Source organism: Paenarthrobacter sp. NPDC091669 (assembly GCF_044756725.1).
GTDB classification, from domain to species: domain Bacteria; phylum Actinomycetota; class Actinomycetes; order Actinomycetales; family Micrococcaceae; genus Arthrobacter; species Arthrobacter bambusae_C.
Genome location: NZ_JBIVTK010000004.1, coordinates 21,230 through 40,311, shown reverse-complemented (window position 1 = coordinate 40,311; position 19,082 = coordinate 21,230). Strand labels below are relative to the sequence as shown.

Sequence of the window (19,082 nt, the reverse complement as noted above, 5' to 3'; positions counted from 1 at the left end):
GCCCGTTTATTCTAGTCGTATTGGCAAAGCAGGGTCAAAAGGAGTGTCACGCGGTCAGCGCGTCCCGCAGGCGGGCGAACGTGACGCCCCTGCCCAGCATCCCCGGCAAGGCCCGGGCATAGCCTTCGGCAGTGCCCGCAGCAGGCCTGTTGAAGTGCGATATGACGATGTCGCCGGCAGCCGCGCGCGCCACCTCCGCTGCGACCGTGGCTGCCGGATAGGTGGCACCACCGTCTCCGTTAACCGTGAAATTGACCGGCAGCATGCCAAGCCTGCGCGTCATCTCCACTGCGACATCGTCGTAGAACGCGGTCCCTGGCCGGAAAAACTTCGGAGCCGCGCCGCTGAGCTCCTGCAGCAGCGCTTGGTTGCCCATCAGCTCGTCATAGGCAGCGGCCGCGTTGGCCGTTCCGGCGATCCCGTAGGCCGACTTTCCGGACACTGACAAAGGAAGGTGGGCGGTGCCATGGTTGGCCAGCTCGAACAATGGGTCGGCGGCCAGCTCGGCGGCCAGCGATGGGTTGGCGTGGAGCCAGCGGCTGTTGATGAAGAGCGTCGCCGGGACATTGAGCCGACGGAGTGTCTTCAGCAGGGCGTGGTCGCAAGCAGTGCCCCCAGGACCGCCGCACGCGTCGAACGTCAGCGCCACGTGCTTCGACGGCGAATTGTTGACCACTCCCGGGATGTGCAGCCCCCACTCCTTGGGCCGCCTGCCGGCGAATTCGGCCAGGATCTCCTGTTTGCCGGGCACTGTGGCCGCTGTCGCGGTTGCCGTAGGGGCAAGGGCAGCAACGGCCTGCTCGCTTGATATGGCAGCAATCGACGGCGGTGGCGTGGCCGGGCCTGTCGCCGGCGCAACCGCAGGTGTTGGCGCTACTGACGTTTCTTCGACCGGCGCGCATGCCGCCAACGCAGCCGATGCGATGCCTGCCATTCCAAGCAGCACTGATCGCCGGCCGGCCAAAGGCCGCCGCTTGGAATCCCCCTTGGATGTCCTTAATTAGGTGTGGCTACGGTTTTTGACGAAACGGTGAAGCTTAGAAGTGCGTCAGGCAATGCGCCGGGCGTTCCACCGCAAACAGTTGCTGGGCCAGGAACGCGGCACCGGCCGTCTTCTCACGGATGCGTCCCGCAGCAGCAAGTGTTACCGGCGAGACCGCACCAAGATAGATGGACGCAAGGTCGGCCACGTCCAACGTCAAATCCGCGGATTGGCCCGGGGCTTCAGTCACGATGGCGGCAGCACCGCCGTCGGACTCCAGGACCCAAGTGCCGCCTGCCAAGGACAGGGAGTCCGTCACTTCCAAGACCAGGCGTCCTGCAGAGGCGAAGCGCCGTGCCTGCAAGGCGGCCGGAGTATCCAGGATCCGGAGCCACAGCATGTCGCGGACCTCGGAGGCTTCGATGCACCGTGGGTCCTCCAGGGCCCATGCCAAGGGATCATCTACAGGGGCTTCGGCCCAGGTCACGTCGTCGATGAGGTCGATGCTGCCCATGAAGCGCCACAGATCAAGGTAGGCGGCGTTGGTAGCGGCCACGAAGTCCACAATTTCCATGGTGTAGGGCTTGTGGTCCCAACCCTTGAACCGGTAGGAAACGTAGCCGTCCAGTGCTCCGGACAGATCGTAGTGCAGGGCGCATCGGACGCTGGTGTCGGGCTTGCCGTCATGCCCGATGGAACCGGAGGCAACAAGCCGGTAATACTCCTGCCGGTCCACCGAGCCCGGCGACAGACGCTGGACGCGCTCGAACACCCGGGGCGCCAATTCCAGCAGGACGGAAGGATCCGCGACTTCCACGGTTCCCTCGGGTTGTCCCTTCATCCGGAAGCGGGGTCCGGTGTCGACCTTGATGCTGCGCTCAAAAGTAGCTACACCAAAACCGAAACGACCATAGATGGATCCTTCGGAAGCCGTCAGTGCCGCCATGGCCAGGCCGTCATCCTTGGCACCCTCCAGGTCGGCCGTGATCATGCCACGCAGGATTCCTTGGCGGCGGTGTGTTCCGCGGACCGTCACAGCCGTGACCAGGTTGGACTCAAGCTGCCGGCCAAACCCGATATTAAGGGCCTTGCGCATGGTGGCATAGGTTGCCACCGGCACATTCGCTCCGAGAGAGTGCTCAGGGACCGTGCCGTTGACGTAGACGCCCGTCAGTTCGCGCTTGTCGGTCTGGTAGGCGGCGAGGGTCTTCGCGAGGTACTCGTCATCACGCCGTTGCTGGTGGAATCCGTGCGATACAGCCTGCACCCAGGTGGCACAGCGGCCATAGGCATCGGAGTCGTCCTTGCCGGCGACAGCGGGGAACCGCTGGATGGAATATTTTCGGGAGGTTGTTTCATTGGGATCAGCCACGATCCCGAGCCTAGCCAGACGCCGCAGGGCGCGCCACCATCTCGGCGGCGCGCCCTGCGGCGATACCCGGAAATTCCGGGACCGGGCTAGTGCCCGGCCTCGTACCAACTGGAGCCAACGCCGATCTGGACATCGAGGGGAACGGACAGCTCGGCAGCTGATCCCATCTGTTCGATGACCAGCTTCTCCACGGCTTCACGCTCTCCCGGTGCCACTTCCAGTACCAGTTCGTCGTGGACCTGCAGCAGCATCCGGGACTTCAGGCCCTGGCTGGCGAGCTCGGCGGACACGCCCAGCATGGCGCGCTTGATGAGGTCTGCTGCAGAGCCCTGGATGGGCGAGTTCAAGGCGATGCGTTCTGCTGCTTCCCTCGCCTGCCGGTTGGTACTGGTCAGGTCAGGGAGGTAGCGCCGGCGGCCTTCGATGGTGGCTGTGTAGCCGTCCGTCCGTGCTTGGTCGACGACACCACGCAGGTAGTCGCGCACGCCGCCGAAGCGGTCAAAGTAGTCCTTCATGAGCGTCCGTGCCTCGTCCACGGAGATCTCCAACTGCTTGGAGAGTCCGAAGGACGTGAGTCCGTACGCGAGGCCATAGGACATCGCCTTCACCTTGGATCGCATGGCGCTGGTGACGTCGGCCGGCTCGACATTGAAGATCCGGGAACCCACGAAACGGTGCAGGTCTTCTCCATCGCGGTATGCCTGGATCAGTGCTTCGTCACCGGAAAGGTGGGCCATAATGCGCATTTCGATCTGCGAGTAGTCTGCCGACAACAGGCACTCGTAGCCTTCGCTGACCACAAAAATTCCGCGGACCCGCCGGCCTTCCTCACTGCGGACAGGGATGTTCTGAAGGTTGGGGTTGTTGGAAGAAATACGGCCCGTGGCGGCGATGTTCTGGGCGTACGTGGTGTGGATGCGCGCATCATCTGCCACGGACTTCTTGAGCGTCTCCACCATCTGGGCCAACTTGGAGGACTCACGGTGGGCCATGAGCTGCACCAGGAATTCGTGGCCGGTCTTCTCCAGCAGTCCCTTCAAGGACGCAGCATCCGTGGTGTAGCCGGACTTGATTTTCTTGGTCTTGGGCAGCCCCAGTTCCTCGAACAGGACGGTCTGCAGCTGCTTGGGAGAACCCAGGTTCACCTCGTGACCGATTGCCGCGAACGCCTGTTCCTGGGCATTTTCAATCACTTTGGTGAGGTCGGCCAGTTGTTCGTCCATCCGGTCCGTGGAAACGAAAATACCCGTCAGCTCCATGTGGGCGAGCACGCGGGCCACGGGAAGTTCCAGCGTGGTCAACAGGGCATCGGCCTTGATGGCCGCGAGTTCAGTTTCGAAGTGCTTGCTGAGGGCATGCACGACGGCGGCCTGCTGAACGAGCGCTGCTGCGGCAGCTTGGTCCGTCTCACCGGAGAGGTCAAGCTCCAGCTGGCCGGAGCTGGCAACGGCCGTGCTGAGTGAGATCTTCAAGTGCACTTGGGCGAGCTCGGCGAGGTCGTAGCTGCGGCGATCCGGCTGGATCAGGTAGCCCGAGATGGAGGTGTCATCCACTACGCCTTCCAAGGCCAGCCCCCGGTGGTGCAGGGCCTTAAGTGCCGACTTGAACTCGTGCAGGACTTTGGCTTCTTCGGGGTCCCGCAGCCACGTAGCCACTACGGCCTCCGCTGCCGCGTCCAAGGTGGTGAGGTCTATATACGCGGCGCCGTTGTTCCTGACCACAGCCAGGGCATTCGCATCGTCGCCGATCCTGCCGGGAACCAGGTGTACGGCGAGGGCGGAGCGCATCCCAGCTCCTGCAGTGAAGAAGGACTCCAACCCGGAAGCATCAGTGAGCGTCGCGAATTCCGGGGCCTCAAGGGTGTCCGGAGCCTCCCCTGCGGTGTCATCACCGTAAAGATCGAACAGCCGCGTGCGGAGGGTCCTGAACTCAAGTTCCTCGAAGAGTTCCTCGATCGCCTGGCGATCCGGACGTGGCTCATGCAGGTCGGCAAGGGTGAGGGGCAGTTCGAGGTCGGTCAGCAGCCGGTTAAGCCTGCGGTTGCGCTTGACGTTCTCCAGGTTCTCCTTGAGTGCCCCGCCCACCTTGCCGCCGATGGAATCAAGGTTTTCCAGGATGCCTTCGAGGCCACCGTAGAGGTTGATCCACTTTGCGGCTGTCTTGGGGCCAACGCCCGGAACGCCGGGCAGGTTGTCAGCGGTCTCGCCCACGAGGGCGGCGAGATCCGAGTACAGGCCGGGCTTGACGAAGTATTTCTCTTCGATGGCCGCAGCGTCCATCCTGGGGATGTTGCTCACGCCCTGCTTGGGGTAGAGCACAAAGACGTTGTCGTTGATCAGCTGGAATGCATCCCTGTCGCCGGAGACCAGAAGGACTTCGAAGCCGGCGGCGTCGCCCTGCGCGGCCAACGTGGCCAGGACATCGTCTGCCTCGTATCCGGGCATGGCGATGGTCTTGATGCCCCAGGCCTCCATGACCTTGGCGATGAGGCCGATCTGGCCCGCGAACTCTGCGGGCGTCGCGTTGCGCCCGCCCTTGTATTCGCTGTATTCGGCCTTGCGGAACGTGGTGTCGTCAGAGACGTCAAAGGCTACGGCGACGTGCGTGGGCTTCTGGTCCTTGATCAGGTTGATCAACATGGACGTGAACCCATGGACCGCGTTGGTGTACTGCCCCCTGGCAGTGGAGAAGTTCTCAGCGGGAAGGGCGTAGAAAGCCCGGAACGCCATGGAGTGGCCGTCCAGGACCAGCAACCTGGGCCGCCCCTCCCCCGCGGTGCTGGCCGATGCTGTGGCAGAGGGGGTGGGTGCTGTCGCGATGGCAGCAGCTTGGGCCGTTGGAACCTGGTCCGGTTTGGTTGTTTCACTCACAGATGCCAGCCTAGTTGGCATGATGGACAATTTCACGCCGAACCCCTTTGTCGATGAGCTCAACGAGGCAGGGGTGCCCGAAGAATTCCACGAATGGCTCTCAGCCCACGGTGTGGGAGCGCTGGTGGTAAAGCTCGGGATCCGTTTTACGGAGATGAGCGCGGAACGAATGGTCGCCACCATGCCGGTGGAAGGAAACACCCAGGTTGCGGGCATCCTCCATGGCGGAGCCCACGTAGTCCTCGCCGAAACATTGGGATCATTCGCCGCATCGCTCCATGCCGGCCGGGGCCGGCACGCAGTGGGCATCGAAGTGGGCGCCACCCATCACCGTTCCGTGGCCAGTGGGCTGGTGACGGGCACCTGCACGGCCATCCATCTCGGCGGCACGTTGGCCACCCACGAGATCGTCATTACCGATGATAAAGGCCGCCGGCTCTCGACTGCCCGGATCACCAACATGATCCGGGACAACCGCCACTGATGACCTAAACAGTGCCCTTGGGCAGCCGGTAGTGCAGCTCGGCCGCGGCCCCGGCAATGATCTTGTGCGAGACCAACTCAAGGGGCGCCGTCGGGCCCTTAAGCGGCAGCAGCCGCTTCCCCGCGCCCAGCACCACGGGCACGATCGTGACGATCATCTCGTCCAGCAGCCCGGCATTGGCGAACTGGGCCACGAGGTCGCCTCCGCCCACCAACCAGACATTCTTGTCCCCGGCGTCCTTAAGCAGGTCCGGGGCGAACTCGCGGACGTCTCCGCGGACGAAAGTGATGTCGGCTCCGGGCGGAGCCGAGTACTCATGGTGGGTGAACACCCAGCAAGGAGTGTCCGGATAGGGCCATTGGCCGGGCTCGTGTTCCATGAGCCAGCGGTAGGTGTCCCCGCCCATGACGACGCACCCGACGCCCGCCATGAAGGCCTCGATGCCCTGGTTCACGCCTTCAACCCGGTCGAACTGCAGGAGCCAGCCGAGGTCGTCCTCCGGGGAGGCTATGAAGCCGTCGATGGTGCAAGCTACGTAGTACTGAAACGTCGACATGGGCCCAGACTAGTCAGTCCGACGCAGGGTTCCCATACTCCACGCGGACACTGCCGTCATCCTGCAGCACCACCACGCGGCCCCGCTCAAGGGACCAGCCTTCGTTGAGCAGGAAGATCCGTCCGCCGCTGACCACCAGCAACCGCAGCCCGGTGTACCGATACAGGGGCGCCGCCTCCGAGCCCGCAGACTCCTCGCGGACGTTCGGGGCACCCACTGCAAGACGCTCCTTGCTGTACACCACCGCCGTGGGCAAGAGGCTGGACCGTTCCTGGTAGTCGAGGGCGGCACCGCGCCCCAGTGCCTGGGCGTAGTCCGACGTACCCCAAAACAACAGCAGCGTCACCAGCACGAACACCAGCGACCTCTCAAGGGCCCTTGGGGTGATCCTCGGCGCCGCGTGGCCGCGCTCAACCGCCCGGCGTCGCACACTCAGGCCCCAGGCCCCCACCACCAATCCCCCGGCGATCAGGAAAGGCGCGTACAGCACGATCTGGCCGGGACGTGCTGAAATGGCCAGCCACATCGCCGAGGCATAGGCAAAGCCGAGCAACATCACAAGGGTGGCGGTCAAGTGGACGGCTTTTCTGTGCCGCCCGGCTTCAAGGAGCCGGGATACTGCGCGGTCCAGCATGAACCACAGCAAACCGATGACCACGAGCCATGCCAACGGCTGGAAAAGCGATTGGATACTCCTCAGGACAAAGTCCTGGACTGTGTAACCGAACAGGCTGACATCGAGGCCCATGGCTTTGGCCTGCGCGTCAGTGCGGGCCCACCCAAAATAAACCAACAGCGCCGTGGCTATGGTCAGAGGCGGGCCGATGACGGAGAGGACCTCAAGGGTCCGCTGCCAGCGTGTGTTGTTGATTTCTTCTTCGGTATCCGGTGTGTCGCTCACGGCGCAGCCGTTGGGGAGGCATCGCCGGACGGCGGCGCAGTGGGGGATGGAGCGTCGGAGGGACTGCTGCCAGGCGTGCCAGTGCTCGGACTTGCGGTTTCCGGGGGTGGCGCGGATCCAGAGGCACCTCCGGTGTCGTCATAGAAGAAGGTCACCGTTCCGGCAACATCCACGGTGTCCGTGATGGAGATCCGGATCGAGTCCCGGCCACCGGAGGAGGGCATCCGCAGATAGACGGGCTGGTAGTCGTCCCTGGCGCCAACGAACTCAGCATCCACGGGAACACCGTCGAACAGGACGTCGCCCACCCGGACGTAGTAGCCGTCCAATCGAACGATCGTTCCACCACTGCCAGGCCCGGACGCGCGTGCCAGCCCGGGGATCGGCCTGAGCTCTTCGTCGACCACCGTCAATCCAACCAATTGCCTCGGGCATGCTTCGCCCTGTCCCGGCTCCACGGTGAAAACGGCGTCGGGATTGCTGCGGTGTTGGGCGAGCAGTGACGCCGAAGTGGCTGCCACCCGGAATTCAAGGCACTGGGTTTGCGGAATCCGTGGCGTGGCAGCAACTGCGATGGAAGCCCGCTGCCAATCCTGCTGGCTCCCGCTTTGAAGCGCCTTGCACACGGCGGCGCCCGCCAGCCAGACTGCCGCGTCCTCGGCACCCTCCACGCTCTGCACCAAGGCATCGCATTGAAACTGCTGGAGCAGCAGATAGCGCTGACCTGAGGTGGGATCATTCGGACCAATCGGTCCGATGGGCACCCACCGAACCACTGGAGCATCTGCCTGCGGCGCCCCGGGGCCTGCCGGGCCAACCGGTTGTGTGGCAGTAGGAACAAGCGTGCTTGGTGCTGGTTGCCCGGTGTTGGCGGCCGTGGAAGAGGTGGAACCCGGAGGGGGTGATCCCCCACCCTCAGCAGCGGGCGGAAGGCAGGCGGAGAGCCCCAGCATCAAGACCGGAACCAGGGCCAGTCGGATGGGATGGCTTCGGGATGGGCAATTCATGACAGCCCCGCATCTGCCGGATCACAACCACGCAGTTATGTGCATAACTACACTGCTGATTATTCTCCCGAAAGCCCCTGACTGCCAGAGAGGCTGCTACTTTCCGAAGTAGGGAACAATCAGGTAGATCCCGAACAGCACGGCCGCGGCGCACACGCCAAAGCAAACATAGGCCAGGGACCGGACCAGCACAGGCGACTTCTGCTGGGCGTCACCGGCGATCGCCGTGAGGCGGACCCCCAGTGAATACAGGACCACCAAGGTCACGGCTGCCACCAGGGTGACTCCACCTACCTGCAGCAATTCCAACCATTTCATCGCTGCACATCCTCATTCTGGGTGGTCTTACGGGTCTTCTTCTTCTTGCGGAACCGGACGGCGTGGCCGGCTTCTTCAACCTCGACGGCGTTGTGGTGGCCCACGTGCGACTTTCTTGAGGCCACGAACATGAAAAGCACCGCTGATGTTCCAACAACTGCCGCGATAATGACGCCCACGACGCCGATGCTCACCAAGAGCGCCGTCAGCGCACCGACAATGGCCGAGGCCGGAAGGGTAAAGAGCCAGCCCAACGCGATCTTGCCTGCGGTACCCCAACGAACCGAGGTGCCTTTACGGCCAAGGCCAGAGCCGATGACCGATCCCGAAGCGACTTGCGTGGTGGACAGGGCAAAGCCGAGGTGGGAGGAGGCGAGGATGGCCGAAGCCGTGCTGGTTTCGGCAGAGAAACCCTGGGCGGGCTTGACCTCGGTCAGGCCGGAGCCCATGGTGCGGATGATCCGCCAGCCGCCCGCATAGGTTCCGATGGCGATGGCGAAGGCACAGGCCGCAATCACCCAGAACTGCGGACCGCTGCCCGGAGCCTGGGTTCCACCTGCGATGAGAACCAAGGTGATGATGCCCATCGTCTTCTGGGCGTCATTGGTGCCGTGCGCGAGAGCCACCAGGCTGGACGTAAAGATCTGCCCGGTACGGAAGCCGCCGCGTTTCTGCGTGAGCTTGTCACCGGTTTCCGGATCGTGTCGCGAGGTCAGTGCGTAGGCGAGGCGGGTGCAGATGTAAGCCACCAGGCCGGCGATCAACGGCGCGAAGATCGCGGGCAGGATCACTTTCTGCAGCACGGTCTCGAAGTTGATGGAGTGGAGCCCGATGCCCACCACTGCCGCGCCAATCAGGCCGCCGAACAGGGCATGCGAAGAGCTCGATGGCAGGCCCTTGAGCCACGTGACCATGTTCCAGAGAACTGCGCCCATGAGTCCGGCAAAGATGATGTCCGGGGTGATGTGGATACCATCCGAGCCCTCCCGGATCAGTCCACCGGAAATGGTCTTGGCCACTTCCGTGGAGAGGAACGCGCCGACGAGGTTGAGCACAGCGGCCAAGGCAACGGCCGTTTTGGGCTTGATCGCCCCCGTGGCGATAGGCGTGGCCATCGCATTCGCCGTGTCGTGAAACCCGTTGGTGAAGTCAAAGAAAAGGGCCAACGCTATTACCAGCGCGACCATGAAGGTGATATCCACCTGTTGCCCAATCTGCAGAGTCGTCGACGTTCAGCAGTTTCACTTCCCCGTACCTGCCACCCACAGCATAGTTCAGCAAGTGTTCAACTGACCGGGCTTGCGGAATTCACTCTGGCGGGCTTGAAACCTTAAGAATCTTACGTGGCATCCAGTGAGCGGACAAACGTACACGGCCTTCGCTTCATCCCAGATACTTCCGTACTGCTTCAAGGTGGCTTGGGGACAGTCCCTTGCGGGGATCAGGTGAGATGCAAAGCACACGGTCGTGCTGGTATTCAGCCCAGGAGCGGGCGTCGGACTCCCGGCTCAGTTGGTCGTCCAACCATACGATCCGCTGGCTTCCCGCAGCCGCCAGGTCCTTTTGGAGGGCGACAAGTTTCCACCACTCCGGACCTTGGTCCCAGCCCTGGCTGGACAGTACCGGCCAATCCTCCCCCTTGAGGCCGATAGCCGGGCAGAGGAACTCGGGCGCAAGGCGCTCCCACGTGGTCAGCCACACGAAACGCGCAGCCGGATGCCGGGCAAGGTCATTAAGTCCAGCCACGAGTTCCGGCGCGAAGACCACCTCCAAAATCCCGGCGTCGGCGGTGGTCCATTGGCCACCCCATTCAGTGGTTCCGACCGGACTGAAGGGGTTGACCACGCCGTCGACGTCGAGGTAGATCGACACGGGCGCGGCAGCCCTTTCCGCACTTTCCATCGCACTCCCCCCTTCCCCAACGGTTGTGCTTCAGCCTACGTGACGGTAATCCTCCGCACCCGGAAATCAATCCCTTGACGTGCGTCATGGAAGTGATAATCTCAGAGCATGGAAAAGCCCACAGTCCATTCCGCCCACAGCGTCCGGGACATCGAGGACACGGTCCGCACCGATTTCCGCCATGCCATGTCCTACGGCGGATATCTGGACCTCGATCACCTGCTCAGCTCCCAACATCCCCTGAGCGAGCCGGAACACCATGATGAACTGCTGTTCATCATCCAACACCAGACCAGCGAACTCTGGCTCAAGCTGGTCCTTCACGAACTTCTGGAAGCCCGCAGACTGTTTGACGCGGACAATCTGGGCAAGGCGCTGAAGTGCATCGCACGCGTCAAGGCCATCCAGCGAACCATGACGGAGCAATGGTCGGTCCTGGGGACGCTGACGCCACGTGAATACGCCCAGTTCCGGGGGTTCCTTGGCAGCTCGTCCGGCTTCCAGTCCTATCAGTACCGCGGCGTTGAGTTCCTGCTGGGCAATAAGAACCGCGGGATGCTGCGTGTTTTCGAAAGCGAACCCGAGGCTCACGCTTTGCTCAGCAAGCTCCTGGAAGAGCCCACGCTGTATGACGCCTTCCTGGCAGTGCTGTCCCGCGCCGGCTATGACATTCCCGCCGACATCCTTGAACGGGACACCAGCGAGCCGTGGACCTTCCGCAAGGATTTGGTCCCGATCTTCCAGAAGATCTACGAATCGGACGACACCCAATGGGGCCTTTACGAAGCCTGCGAAGACCTGGTGGACATTGAGGACAACTTCCAGGCATGGCGTTTCCGCCACCTGCGGACGGTTCAACGAACCATTGGTTTCAAGGTGGGCACCGGAGGATCGTCCGGCGTGGACTTCCTCAAGCGCGCCCTGGACCTGACCTTCTTCCCCGAGCTCTACGCCGTACGCACCGAAATCGGCAACTAAGCACCCAGGCAACCATCCGGCCATCGCCGGGGCCAACACTTCCGCAGGAGGAACCATGACCACAGCACAGCAAACCCAACGGCCAACGTCGGCCGAACTGGACGCCGCTGATCCCCTCGCCGCCCAACGCGAGGCCTTCTACGCGCCCGACGCCGCCCAACTCACCTCATATTTGGATGGCAACTCACTGGGACGCCCGCTGAAGGTCACGGCAGGGAACCTCGAATCGTTTGTGCACCGGGCTTGGGGCAGCCGCCTTATCCGGGGTTGGGACGAGCAGTGGATGGATGAGCCGACGGTCGTGGGAGACCGCATTGGCGAGGTGACACTGGGCGCTGCCGCAGGGCAGACCACCGTAGGCGACTCCACATCCGTGATGCTCTACAAGATGATCCGCGCCGCAGTGGATGCCCAGCCGGGTCGGGATGAGATCATCATTGACCGCGATAACTTCCCCACCGACCGGTTCATCATTGAGGGCATTGCCGCGGAACGTGGGGCGAGCATCAAGTGGATCGCTGCGAACCCTGCCAGTGGTGTCCGCTCGGAGGACCTGGACGGACTGCTGGGCGAGAAGACCGCAGTGGTGGTCCTCAGCCATGTTGCGTACCGGTCAGGCTTCCTGGCCGACGCCGAGGGCATCACCGCCAAGGTTCACCAGGCAGGTGCCCTGATGCTCTGGGACCTTTGCCACTCCGTAGGTTCCGTGCCCATGGAGCTGGACAAGTGGGGCGTGGATATTGCAGTGGGCTGCACCTATAAGTACCTCAACGGCGGTCCCGGCTCGCCGGCCTTCGCCTACGTCAACGCAACGCAGCAGGATCGTTTACAGCAACCCATCTGGGGTTGGATGGGCGCCGATAATCCGTTTGGCATGACGGACGCCTATCGTCCCGCACAGGGGATGCGCAGGTTCATCACGGGAACTCCTCCCGTGCTGGCCATGCAGCCCATGAAGGACATGCTGGAACTGATTGCCTCCGTGGGGATGGACGCGGTCCGGGAAAAGTCCATCAAGCTCACCGAGTATGCAATCGCACTCTCCGAGGAGCTCCTGGTGCCTCTCGGCGCGGAGATCGTGAGCCCCCGCAATGTGGCCGAGCGCGGATCCCACATCACCGTGGACCACCCGTTGTTCGCAGACGTCACGGCGAGGCTATGGGAAAAGGGTGTCATCCCCGACTTCCGTCCCCCGCACGGCCTGCGCATTGGCTTGTCCCCCTTGAGCACCAGCTTTGCCGAAGTTGAACTGGGAGTGGCAGCCATCCACGACGCACTCTCCGAAATGCAGTGAGCCGGAAATGAGTGCCGTCCTCGATGACATGGACTCCCGCCCGGGGAGTACGACGTCGTTGCTGCGTACCGTGATCGGCCTGTACCTGCGCGACGCCGGCGGATGGATGTCTGCCAAGGACATCGTGGCACTCATGGAGGCCTTGGGCACGTCGGGAACAGTGACCCGGACCGCCTTGGGCCGGTTGCGCAAAAAGGATGTGGTGCTTCAGGAGGCGCGTGCCGGGGTTCCCGGTTTCACGCTCACCGACGGGGCCGCCACCATGTTGGCGCGCGGTGACCGCCGGATCTACAACCCACGGAGCATGTCGCTGGAGGATCCCTGGTGCCTGATCTCCTTCTCCATTCCGGAGACGGAACGCGAAAAGCGGCATCAGCTGCGGCGCCGGCTCCATTGGATCGGTTGCGGGACCGTGGCGGCGGGTTTGTGGATCTGCCCTGATTCACTGCGTGGGGAAGTGGAGGAAATCCTGACGGATTTGTCGCTCCGGGACATGGCGACGATCTTCGTGACGGAAACACCCATGGTTGGCGGCAGCCTTCGGGACGCAGCCTCCAAATGGTGGGACCTGGAAGCAGTGGCCGCACTGCACAGGGACTTTATCCATGAGCACGGTTCGGCCGGCGCCATCGGTGGTGGCGTCCCCGTGTCTTCCGGCCGGACGGTAGAGCCTTCTGCTGAAGCGTTCTCCACCTACGTGCAGTGCATCGACCGATGGCGGATCATCCCGTACCTCGACCCCGGGCTGCCTCCTGCATTCCTGCCGGAGGACTGGCCCGGGGCCGAAGGTTCGGCCCTGTTCAGCCGGACCGTTGCCGCCTATGCGGAGCCCAGTGCGGAGTTTGTTCGCCGAACCTTGAAGGAAACGGCAGGCTAGAGCGCGAAATCCACGGCGATGATCTGCTCGCTGTTGGGATAGGAGTACTTCTTGAGCGGCTCGTGCAGTGGATGCGTGGCGTATACCTCTACGTCTTCCACGGCGCGGAAGTCAGCCACGATGGCGTAGTCGAAGGACTGGTCATGCTGGAGGACATCCGGCCCATGCGTGAGCTGGAGCAGGCCGGGAATATTGCCCTTCATCCTGTCCAGGCCATCCCGCCAGGCAGCCTTGTCCGCCTCGGGAAAGTCGGCCTTGAACTTGAAAAGCACCGCGTGTCGAATCATGCTTCAACACCTGCTGCTACGCCCTGATACCCCGCGGACGTGTACTCTGCCGGTTCGCCTGCGATGGTGCGTCCTGCCAGATAGCCCATGGTCATGATCGGCCCCAGGGTGGCACCCGCCCCGGGGTAGCCTGCAGCGTAGGCATTCTCCGTTGTGTTTCCGGCGGCGAACAGGCCGGGGATGGGCTCCCCGTCAACGTCCAGGACCCGTGCCAGGCCGTCAGTGGCCACGCCTCCGTTGCTGCCGAAGGCACCATTGACCACCTCCATCGCATAAAACGGACCGGACTGCAGCGGACCCAGGGAAGGGTTGGGCCAAGGGCAGTCGTCGTCACCCCAATATTTGTCGTAGGCACTTTCGCCGCGGCCGAAATCGGGGTCTTCGCCGTTGACTGCATAGTGGTTGAATCGTTCGACGGTGGCCGCCAGATTGTCGGCCGGGACGCCGATCTGCCCTGCCAGATCCAGCAGCGTGGGGGCTTCCATCAGGTAGGCCGGCGTCGGTTGTCCTGCCCGATGCGCGAGGATGCCGTAGCGCTCCAGGTAACTGTGATCGAACACCACGTGGGCAGGGGTGTTCAGGGTCTGGTTGTTGGGCGAATCCCATGATTGGAGGCAGCGGGCGAGGTCGTTATAGTTCTGGGATTCGTTGGCAAACCGCCGGCCATGGCGGTTGACCATGAGAGATCCTGGCCCTTGCCGCTCAAAACGCAGAAGCGTACCAACCGGTTCACCATCCCGGGTGTCTCCCGTAATGGACATGGGAGCCCACCACGCTTCCCGGGTTCCCCGGGTTTGTGCCCCCACCCGCTGCGCCATCTTGAGGCCATCGCCGGTATTCGAGGGCGGGGAGCACATGATGTACAGGCGTGAGGCGAGCAGCGAGTCCGCCAGCGCCTTATCCCACTCGAAGCCGCCCGTGGCGAGGACCACGCCGTCGTTTGCATGGAAGGTTTCGCCTGACGCCAATTGCACGCCCACTACCCTGCCGCCGTCGTTCAGGAGTCGATGCCCACGGGCGCCGACCACCAGCGCAGCGTCATCCCGCACCAGGCTGGCCAACAGCATGGAGACCAGCGCCTGGCCTTTGGCAACCAGCCCCTGCTCCTGCCGTTGCTGCAGTTGCGCCCACGGAAACTTGGTGAAAGCGCCCCAGGCCTCGTACTCCTGCATGGTGAAGGGGGCCCGGCCATCGGAACGGACGTGGCCGGCGAGCCCGCCGAGCGCTTCACGAATGTTGTACAGGTCAGGTTCAACTGTCCTGCCGCCTTCCACGGAACCGGGCAGGTCCTGCCGGTAGTCCGGAAAATTGTCCAGGAAGATGAAACGGACTCCGCATTCGTCCTCGGCGAAGCGGAGCATGATGTCGCCGTAGGTCAGCGCCGCGTCCAGAAGTTCTTCGCGGCTCCGGCCCCGGGCAACGGCTCGGACGTACTGGGCCGCCGCTTCTTTGGAGTCGCTCAGCCCGGCTTCGCGGGCATGATGGTTGTCAGCGACCCACAACATGCCTCCTGAGACGGCGGTTGTTCCGCCCAGCAAGTGGGTCTTTTCAAGCACGACGACGGACTTGCCGGCACGTGCGGCCGTGGCGGCTGCAGTCAGGGCGCCGGCACCGGAACCGACGACGACGACGTCATAGGTATCGGAAGGTGTGCCGTTCAGGAATTTCATGGTGGTACCTCTCAAAGAACGTGATGGATGGGGGGGGCTGTCAGACGGCCGTGTAACCGCCGTCGATGACCAGCTCGGAGCCGGTGGTGAACCGGGACTCATCGGAAGCCAAATAGAGCACTCCGTAGGCGATCTCGTCCGGTTCACCCTGGCGCGGGAGCGGGTTTCCGCCCACCAGTTGCTGATAGTAGGCCTCCGCGCCGATGTCCGACTGTTCTGCCGAGCGCCTGCTCATCCGGGTGTTCATGGATCCTGGATGGATGGAGTTCACCCTGACTCCGTAGGCGCCATAGGCCGCTGCATCCGACTTGCTCAAGAGCCGGACGGCTCCTTTGGTGGCGTGGTACAGGGGGACGTTGCGCCCACCGGTCAATCCATGGATGGAGGAAAAGTTGATGATGCTGCCGGACTGCTTGGCGATCATGGCCGGAACGACGTGCTTGGTCAGGAGCCACACGCCTTTGACATTGACGTCGAAAATGAGGTTGAACTGGTCCATGCCGGCAGTATGGCTGGCACCTGCCGGACCGATGATTCCTGCCGCGTTGACCAGGATGTCCGGTGCGCCGAGGTCAGCGGTCAGTTGCTGCACGGCCTTGGCGACGCTGGCTTCATTGGTGACATCGACGTCGTACTCAGTGATCCTTGAGTGGCTTGCTGTGGCGGATGTTCCTGCCCGGTCCAGGCTGGCAACGAGCGCTCCGTGGAGGGCAAGCAGACGGGCGGTTGCACCGCCAAGGTCTCCCCTGCCTCCGGTCACCACGGCGACCTTGCCGGCCACTCTCCCGCCGAAGGTCTCCTGCCCTGCCTGCGTTGCTGTTTCCATGACCAACTCCTCCTGCCGCGGCGTTGCGGCTACTGAAACCTGCGTACGACGCAGGGCAGCACGGAACAGGGCCCCAGGGGCCCTGAAGAGGTGGAGATTGGGCAGTGATGCCCTGCTGGGTTCCACTCTGCCAGCGCGCTTGTGAGTGGAACCACAGGGTTACCGATGAACGGTAATCAGATGCTTCCGTTGCTTTGCCGGACAGCGCCCTTGAGCTCTCCCCGCCAGCCCAGCGCCCGTGAGATGCCGCGCGCCGCAGTCATCAGGACCGGCACCCGGGCTGCGACGTTTTCTTCATGTCTGGGTACCACGACGCTCAGGGCGGCGACCACCGTATTCGCACGGCCAAAAATGGGGACTGCGATTCCGCTGGACTCCGGAACGATGATTCCGGGCATGGACGTAAACCCCTGTTGCCGGATGTTTGCCAGGTGGCGGCGCAGGTCAGTGGGCTGGGTCAGCGTTGCATCGGTAAATTTCTCCAGCGTGCGCGACAGGAACAGGTCCTGATACGCAGGGGGCGAATAAGCCAGCAGCACCAGCCCCGACGAGGTTCCATGAACCGGAAGGCGTCCGGCGACTTTGGTGATGTCCACCTGGGAATCCCGGGAGCCAATCCGTTCGATATACAGGACTTCGTCCGAATCCAGGATTCCCAAAGTGGTGGAGTGCTGGACCACTGACTGCACATCCTCCATGAAGGGCAGGGCCGCTTCGCGGAGGCCCACCATCCGTGAGCTCCTGGACACCAGCTCCCACAGCCGGGTGCCGATCCGCACCTCGCCATTGGCTTCGCGCTCGAGCAAACCTTCATTCAAGAGCTCGTCCACCAGGCGGTAGGTAGTTGTCACGGGAAGCCCGGAGCGCCTGGCCAGGGTGGCGACGCTCATGGTGAGGTGGGCGTCGTCGAACGCTCCCACCAGTCGGACCAGGCGCCTGATGATTGACTCCCCCGAGGACGAGTTGGCCACCTCAGCCTCCCGACTTCACGCGGGATACGAACCGGAACCTGTCACCACGAAACGCACTCCGGGTCCATTCCACCGGCGCGCCGTTGGCGTCACGGGCCAGGCGGTGGACCACCAACAGGGGCGCGCCCATCTCGATCCCCAGCAGCCTGACATCCTCCGGGCCGGCAAGGGCCGTCTCCACGGTGTCCTCAACCTCGGCGACGCGGAGGCCGTAGACATCGGCAAGTACGGCATAGAGCGAACCGGCTTTAGCCAGATGGGACTTGAAGCGCGGCAGCCTGCCTGGAAGCCAGGCGACCTCGTGGGCCAGCGGCTCCCCCTCAATCAACCGGATGCGCTCGAGCCGGGTCACAGGCTGGCCCTGCTCAAGTCCCAACCGGACTGCGACGCCGTCATCGGCCCCGACCACATCCAGGGAGAGCAGCCGGGAATCCGGCCGCAGCCCCTGGTTGCGGGCGTCATCGGAAAAGGACGTCAGTTGCCTGACATGCGTCACCTTGGGAGGGGCCACAAAGGTTCCATGCCCTTGGATCCGCCCCAGCTTGCCCTCGGCCACCAGTTCGCTGATCGCTTGCCTGACAGTAGTACGGGACGTGGCGTACCTCCCGGCCAATGCACGTTCGGTGGGGATCAGCGTTCCTGGCTGGAGGCCCGCGATGAGCCCAAGAACCTCGGTCTTGAGGAGGTAGTACTTGGGCGTTGCCGGCGCGACGTCTGTGGGCATATTGGACATCCTACTTGTAGACAACATAATTGGTCTATGCCAATGTGAACTGGGCTCACGTGCACCACGCTGACCTGACAAAGGCTGACCTGACAAAGCCAGGAAACGAAGGGACGTCAGTTGGAGGATATACAGCAGTTGCGTGAAAACGGCGGGGAGAGTTCCGGGCCGGCGGTTCTCGGCCTGCACATCGGCGGCTCCAAGGCGCATGCCGTTCGCTGGGACGGAACCCCCGCGGAGGGCGGGGGCGTCGAAATCACCGAAGCGAGCGCCAATCTTTCCTCCGTGGGCCACCAAGGAGCCGACGCAGTTCTGCGAAGGATTGCCGCGAGCGTGGGCAGCGGAATCGAAGCCGTATGTGCCGGCGCAGCCGGCGCCGACACCCCGGCCAGCCGGGCTGTGCTGTCCGCGCTCCTGACTGAGCACTTTCCGGGCGCCCGCGTCGAGGTGGTCCATGACACGCGCATCGTCCTCGCAGCTGCAGGCCTGGATGCCGGGGTTGTCCTGGTTGCTGGTACCGGTTCGGTGGCCTGGGGCAGAAACGCAGACGGGGTGGAAGCCCGCAGTGGCGGCTATGGCTACTTGCTGGGCGACGAGGGCGGTGGCTACTCCGTAGTGCGTGACGCCGTGCGTGAAGCCCTTCGGGAGTACTACGCAGGCCTGGAACCCGGGACGTTGGTCCGCTCGCTGATGGCCGCGACGGCCAATGTGGACGCCTTGCAACTCATGGATTCCTTCTACGCCAAGCCGGAGCCGGATCACTGGGCGACTCTCGCCCCGCTGGTCCTTGAACTCGCGGCCGAAGGCGACCCGGCAGCCGTGCGGATTCAGGCTGAGGCCGCCCACCACTTGGCAAGTTTGGCCAGGCAGGTCCTGGGAGAGCTCGGCCTTGAGCTGCCGCTGGTCATGGCCGGCAGCTTACTGGTCAACCACAGCCAACTCGCGGGCTCCGTTGCCCGGAAGGTCTCTCTGGAAGATCCGTCGTCGATCCGGATTCTCTCCCAAACCCCGGTCCACGGGGCGGTGGAACTTGCACGCCAACTCATCAAGGACTGACACGCGG

Annotated in this window: 20 protein-coding genes; 6 read left to right on the top strand and 14 right to left on the bottom strand. The window is 63.4% G+C overall.

Going from position 1 to position 19,082, the window contains the following annotated elements; genetic code table 11:
- Window positions 1–46: 46 nt before the first annotated feature.
- Window positions 47–751, bottom strand: a complete 705-nt coding sequence (locus ACIQLI_RS07845; RefSeq protein ID WP_400386886.1) for a polysaccharide deacetylase family protein — start codon at window positions 749–751, stop codon at window positions 47–49.
- Between ACIQLI_RS07845 and ACIQLI_RS07840 the strand changes: the two genes are divergently transcribed.
- Complete coding sequence (locus ACIQLI_RS07840; protein WP_400386883.1) at window positions 741–1,004, top strand: hypothetical protein; 264 nt, start codon at window positions 741–743, stop codon at window positions 1,002–1,004. The genes ACIQLI_RS07845 and ACIQLI_RS07840 overlap by 11 nt on opposite strands.
- A 33-nt stretch (window positions 1,005–1,037) precedes the next feature.
- Here ACIQLI_RS07840 and ACIQLI_RS07835 read toward each other — a convergent pair whose 3' ends face one another.
- Both ACIQLI_RS07835 and polA read right to left on the bottom strand, forming a co-directional pair.
- Window positions 1,038–2,354, bottom strand: coding sequence for a GNAT family N-acetyltransferase (locus ACIQLI_RS07835; protein WP_400386880.1), 1,317 nt, complete (start codon window positions 2,352–2,354; stop codon window positions 1,038–1,040).
- A gap of 86 nt (window positions 2,355–2,440) precedes the next feature.
- The gene (gene polA, locus ACIQLI_RS07830) at window positions 2,441–5,083 is read right to left on the bottom strand and encodes a DNA polymerase I (protein WP_354227242.1); all 2,643 of its coding nucleotides are present in this window, start codon (window positions 5,081–5,083) and stop codon (window positions 2,441–2,443) included.
- Window positions 5,084–5,243: 160 nt separating this feature from the next.
- Between polA and ACIQLI_RS07825 the strand changes: the two genes are divergently transcribed.
- The gene (locus ACIQLI_RS07825; RefSeq protein ID WP_400386878.1) at window positions 5,244–5,708 is read left to right on the top strand and encodes a hotdog fold thioesterase; all 465 of its coding nucleotides are present in this window, start codon (window positions 5,244–5,246) and stop codon (window positions 5,706–5,708) included.
- A gap of 4 nt (window positions 5,709–5,712) precedes the next feature.
- Here ACIQLI_RS07825 and ACIQLI_RS07820 read toward each other — a convergent pair whose 3' ends face one another.
- The 6 genes from ACIQLI_RS07820 to ACIQLI_RS07795 form a co-directional block, all read right to left on the bottom strand.
- Window positions 5,713–6,264 carry a dihydrofolate reductase family protein gene (locus ACIQLI_RS07820; RefSeq protein ID WP_400386876.1) on the bottom strand — a complete coding sequence of 184 codons (552 nt, stop codon included), beginning with the start codon at window positions 6,262–6,264 and terminating at the stop codon, window positions 5,713–5,715.
- A gap of 13 nt (window positions 6,265–6,277) precedes the next feature.
- On the bottom strand, window positions 6,278–7,165 hold the full coding sequence (locus ACIQLI_RS07815) for a hypothetical protein (RefSeq protein ID WP_400386874.1): 888 nt from the start codon (window positions 7,163–7,165) through the stop codon (window positions 6,278–6,280).
- Window positions 7,162–7,929 (bottom strand): hypothetical protein, encoded by a 768-nt coding sequence (locus tag ACIQLI_RS07810; RefSeq protein WP_400386864.1) that lies wholly within the window; start codon window positions 7,927–7,929, stop codon window positions 7,162–7,164. Before ACIQLI_RS07810 ends, ACIQLI_RS07815 begins: the two co-directional genes overlap by 4 nt.
- Window positions 7,930–8,268: 339 nt before the next feature.
- Complete coding sequence (locus ACIQLI_RS07805; RefSeq protein WP_089595031.1) at window positions 8,269–8,490, bottom strand: hypothetical protein; 222 nt, start codon at window positions 8,488–8,490, stop codon at window positions 8,269–8,271.
- Window positions 8,487–9,692 carry an inorganic phosphate transporter gene (locus tag ACIQLI_RS07800; protein WP_089595030.1) on the bottom strand — a complete coding sequence of 402 codons (1,206 nt, stop codon included), beginning with the start codon at window positions 9,690–9,692 and terminating at the stop codon, window positions 8,487–8,489. Before ACIQLI_RS07800 ends, ACIQLI_RS07805 begins: the two co-directional genes overlap by 4 nt.
- A 181-nt stretch (window positions 9,693–9,873) precedes the next feature.
- Entirely contained in the window at window positions 9,874–10,392 is a 519-nt protein-coding gene (locus ACIQLI_RS07795) for an HAD domain-containing protein (RefSeq protein WP_400386860.1), read from the bottom strand.
- A 108-nt stretch (window positions 10,393–10,500) separates the two neighbouring features.
- Here ACIQLI_RS07795 and kynA point away from each other — a divergent pair, with 108 nt between their 5' ends.
- The 3 genes from kynA to ACIQLI_RS07780 are packed head-to-tail and all read left to right on the top strand — an operon-like array spanning window position 10,501 to window position 13,541.
- Window positions 10,501–11,370 (top strand): tryptophan 2,3-dioxygenase, encoded by an 870-nt coding sequence (gene kynA, locus ACIQLI_RS07790; RefSeq protein ID WP_400386857.1) that lies wholly within the window; start codon window positions 10,501–10,503, stop codon window positions 11,368–11,370.
- A gap of 55 nt (window positions 11,371–11,425) precedes the next feature.
- Window positions 11,426–12,664 carry a kynureninase gene (locus ACIQLI_RS07785; protein ID WP_400386854.1) on the top strand — a complete coding sequence of 413 codons (1,239 nt, stop codon included), beginning with the start codon at window positions 11,426–11,428 and terminating at the stop codon, window positions 12,662–12,664.
- A gap of 7 nt (window positions 12,665–12,671) precedes the next feature.
- Window positions 12,672–13,541, top strand: coding sequence for a PaaX family transcriptional regulator C-terminal domain-containing protein (locus ACIQLI_RS07780; protein WP_400386850.1), 870 nt, complete (start codon window positions 12,672–12,674; stop codon window positions 13,539–13,541).
- Here ACIQLI_RS07780 and ACIQLI_RS07775 read toward each other — a convergent pair.
- The 5 genes from ACIQLI_RS07775 to ACIQLI_RS07755 all read right to left on the bottom strand — a co-directional run bounded on the left by ACIQLI_RS07775 (window position 13,538) and on the right by ACIQLI_RS07755 (window position 18,019).
- Window positions 13,538–13,828 carry a Dabb family protein gene (locus ACIQLI_RS07775; RefSeq protein ID WP_400386847.1) on the bottom strand — a complete coding sequence of 97 codons (291 nt, stop codon included), beginning with the start codon at window positions 13,826–13,828 and terminating at the stop codon, window positions 13,538–13,540. The genes ACIQLI_RS07780 and ACIQLI_RS07775 overlap by 4 nt on opposite strands.
- Window positions 13,825–15,498 carry an FAD-dependent oxidoreductase gene (locus tag ACIQLI_RS07770; RefSeq protein WP_400386844.1) on the bottom strand — a complete coding sequence of 558 codons (1,674 nt, stop codon included), beginning with the start codon at window positions 15,496–15,498 and terminating at the stop codon, window positions 13,825–13,827. The genes ACIQLI_RS07775 and ACIQLI_RS07770 overlap by 4 nt, the downstream gene beginning before the upstream one ends.
- Before the next feature lie 40 nt (window positions 15,499–15,538).
- On the bottom strand, window positions 15,539–16,324 hold the full coding sequence (locus ACIQLI_RS07765) for an SDR family NAD(P)-dependent oxidoreductase (protein WP_400386841.1): 786 nt from the start codon (window positions 16,322–16,324) through the stop codon (window positions 15,539–15,541).
- A gap of 176 nt (window positions 16,325–16,500) precedes the next feature.
- Window positions 16,501–17,295, bottom strand: coding sequence for an IclR family transcriptional regulator (locus ACIQLI_RS07760; protein WP_400386838.1), 795 nt, complete (start codon window positions 17,293–17,295; stop codon window positions 16,501–16,503).
- 1 nt (window position 17,296) lies between these two features.
- A complete protein-coding gene (locus tag ACIQLI_RS07755; RefSeq protein ID WP_400386835.1) occupies window positions 17,297–18,019 on the bottom strand; it encodes a GntR family transcriptional regulator in 723 nt (240 codons plus the stop codon).
- A 120-nt stretch (window positions 18,020–18,139) separates the two neighbouring features.
- Between ACIQLI_RS07755 and ACIQLI_RS07750 the strand changes: the two genes are divergently transcribed.
- Complete coding sequence (locus tag ACIQLI_RS07750) at window positions 18,140–19,075, top strand: N-acetylglucosamine kinase (RefSeq protein ID WP_400386832.1); 936 nt, start codon at window positions 18,140–18,142, stop codon at window positions 19,073–19,075.
- Window positions 19,076–19,082: the final 7 nt, after the last annotated feature.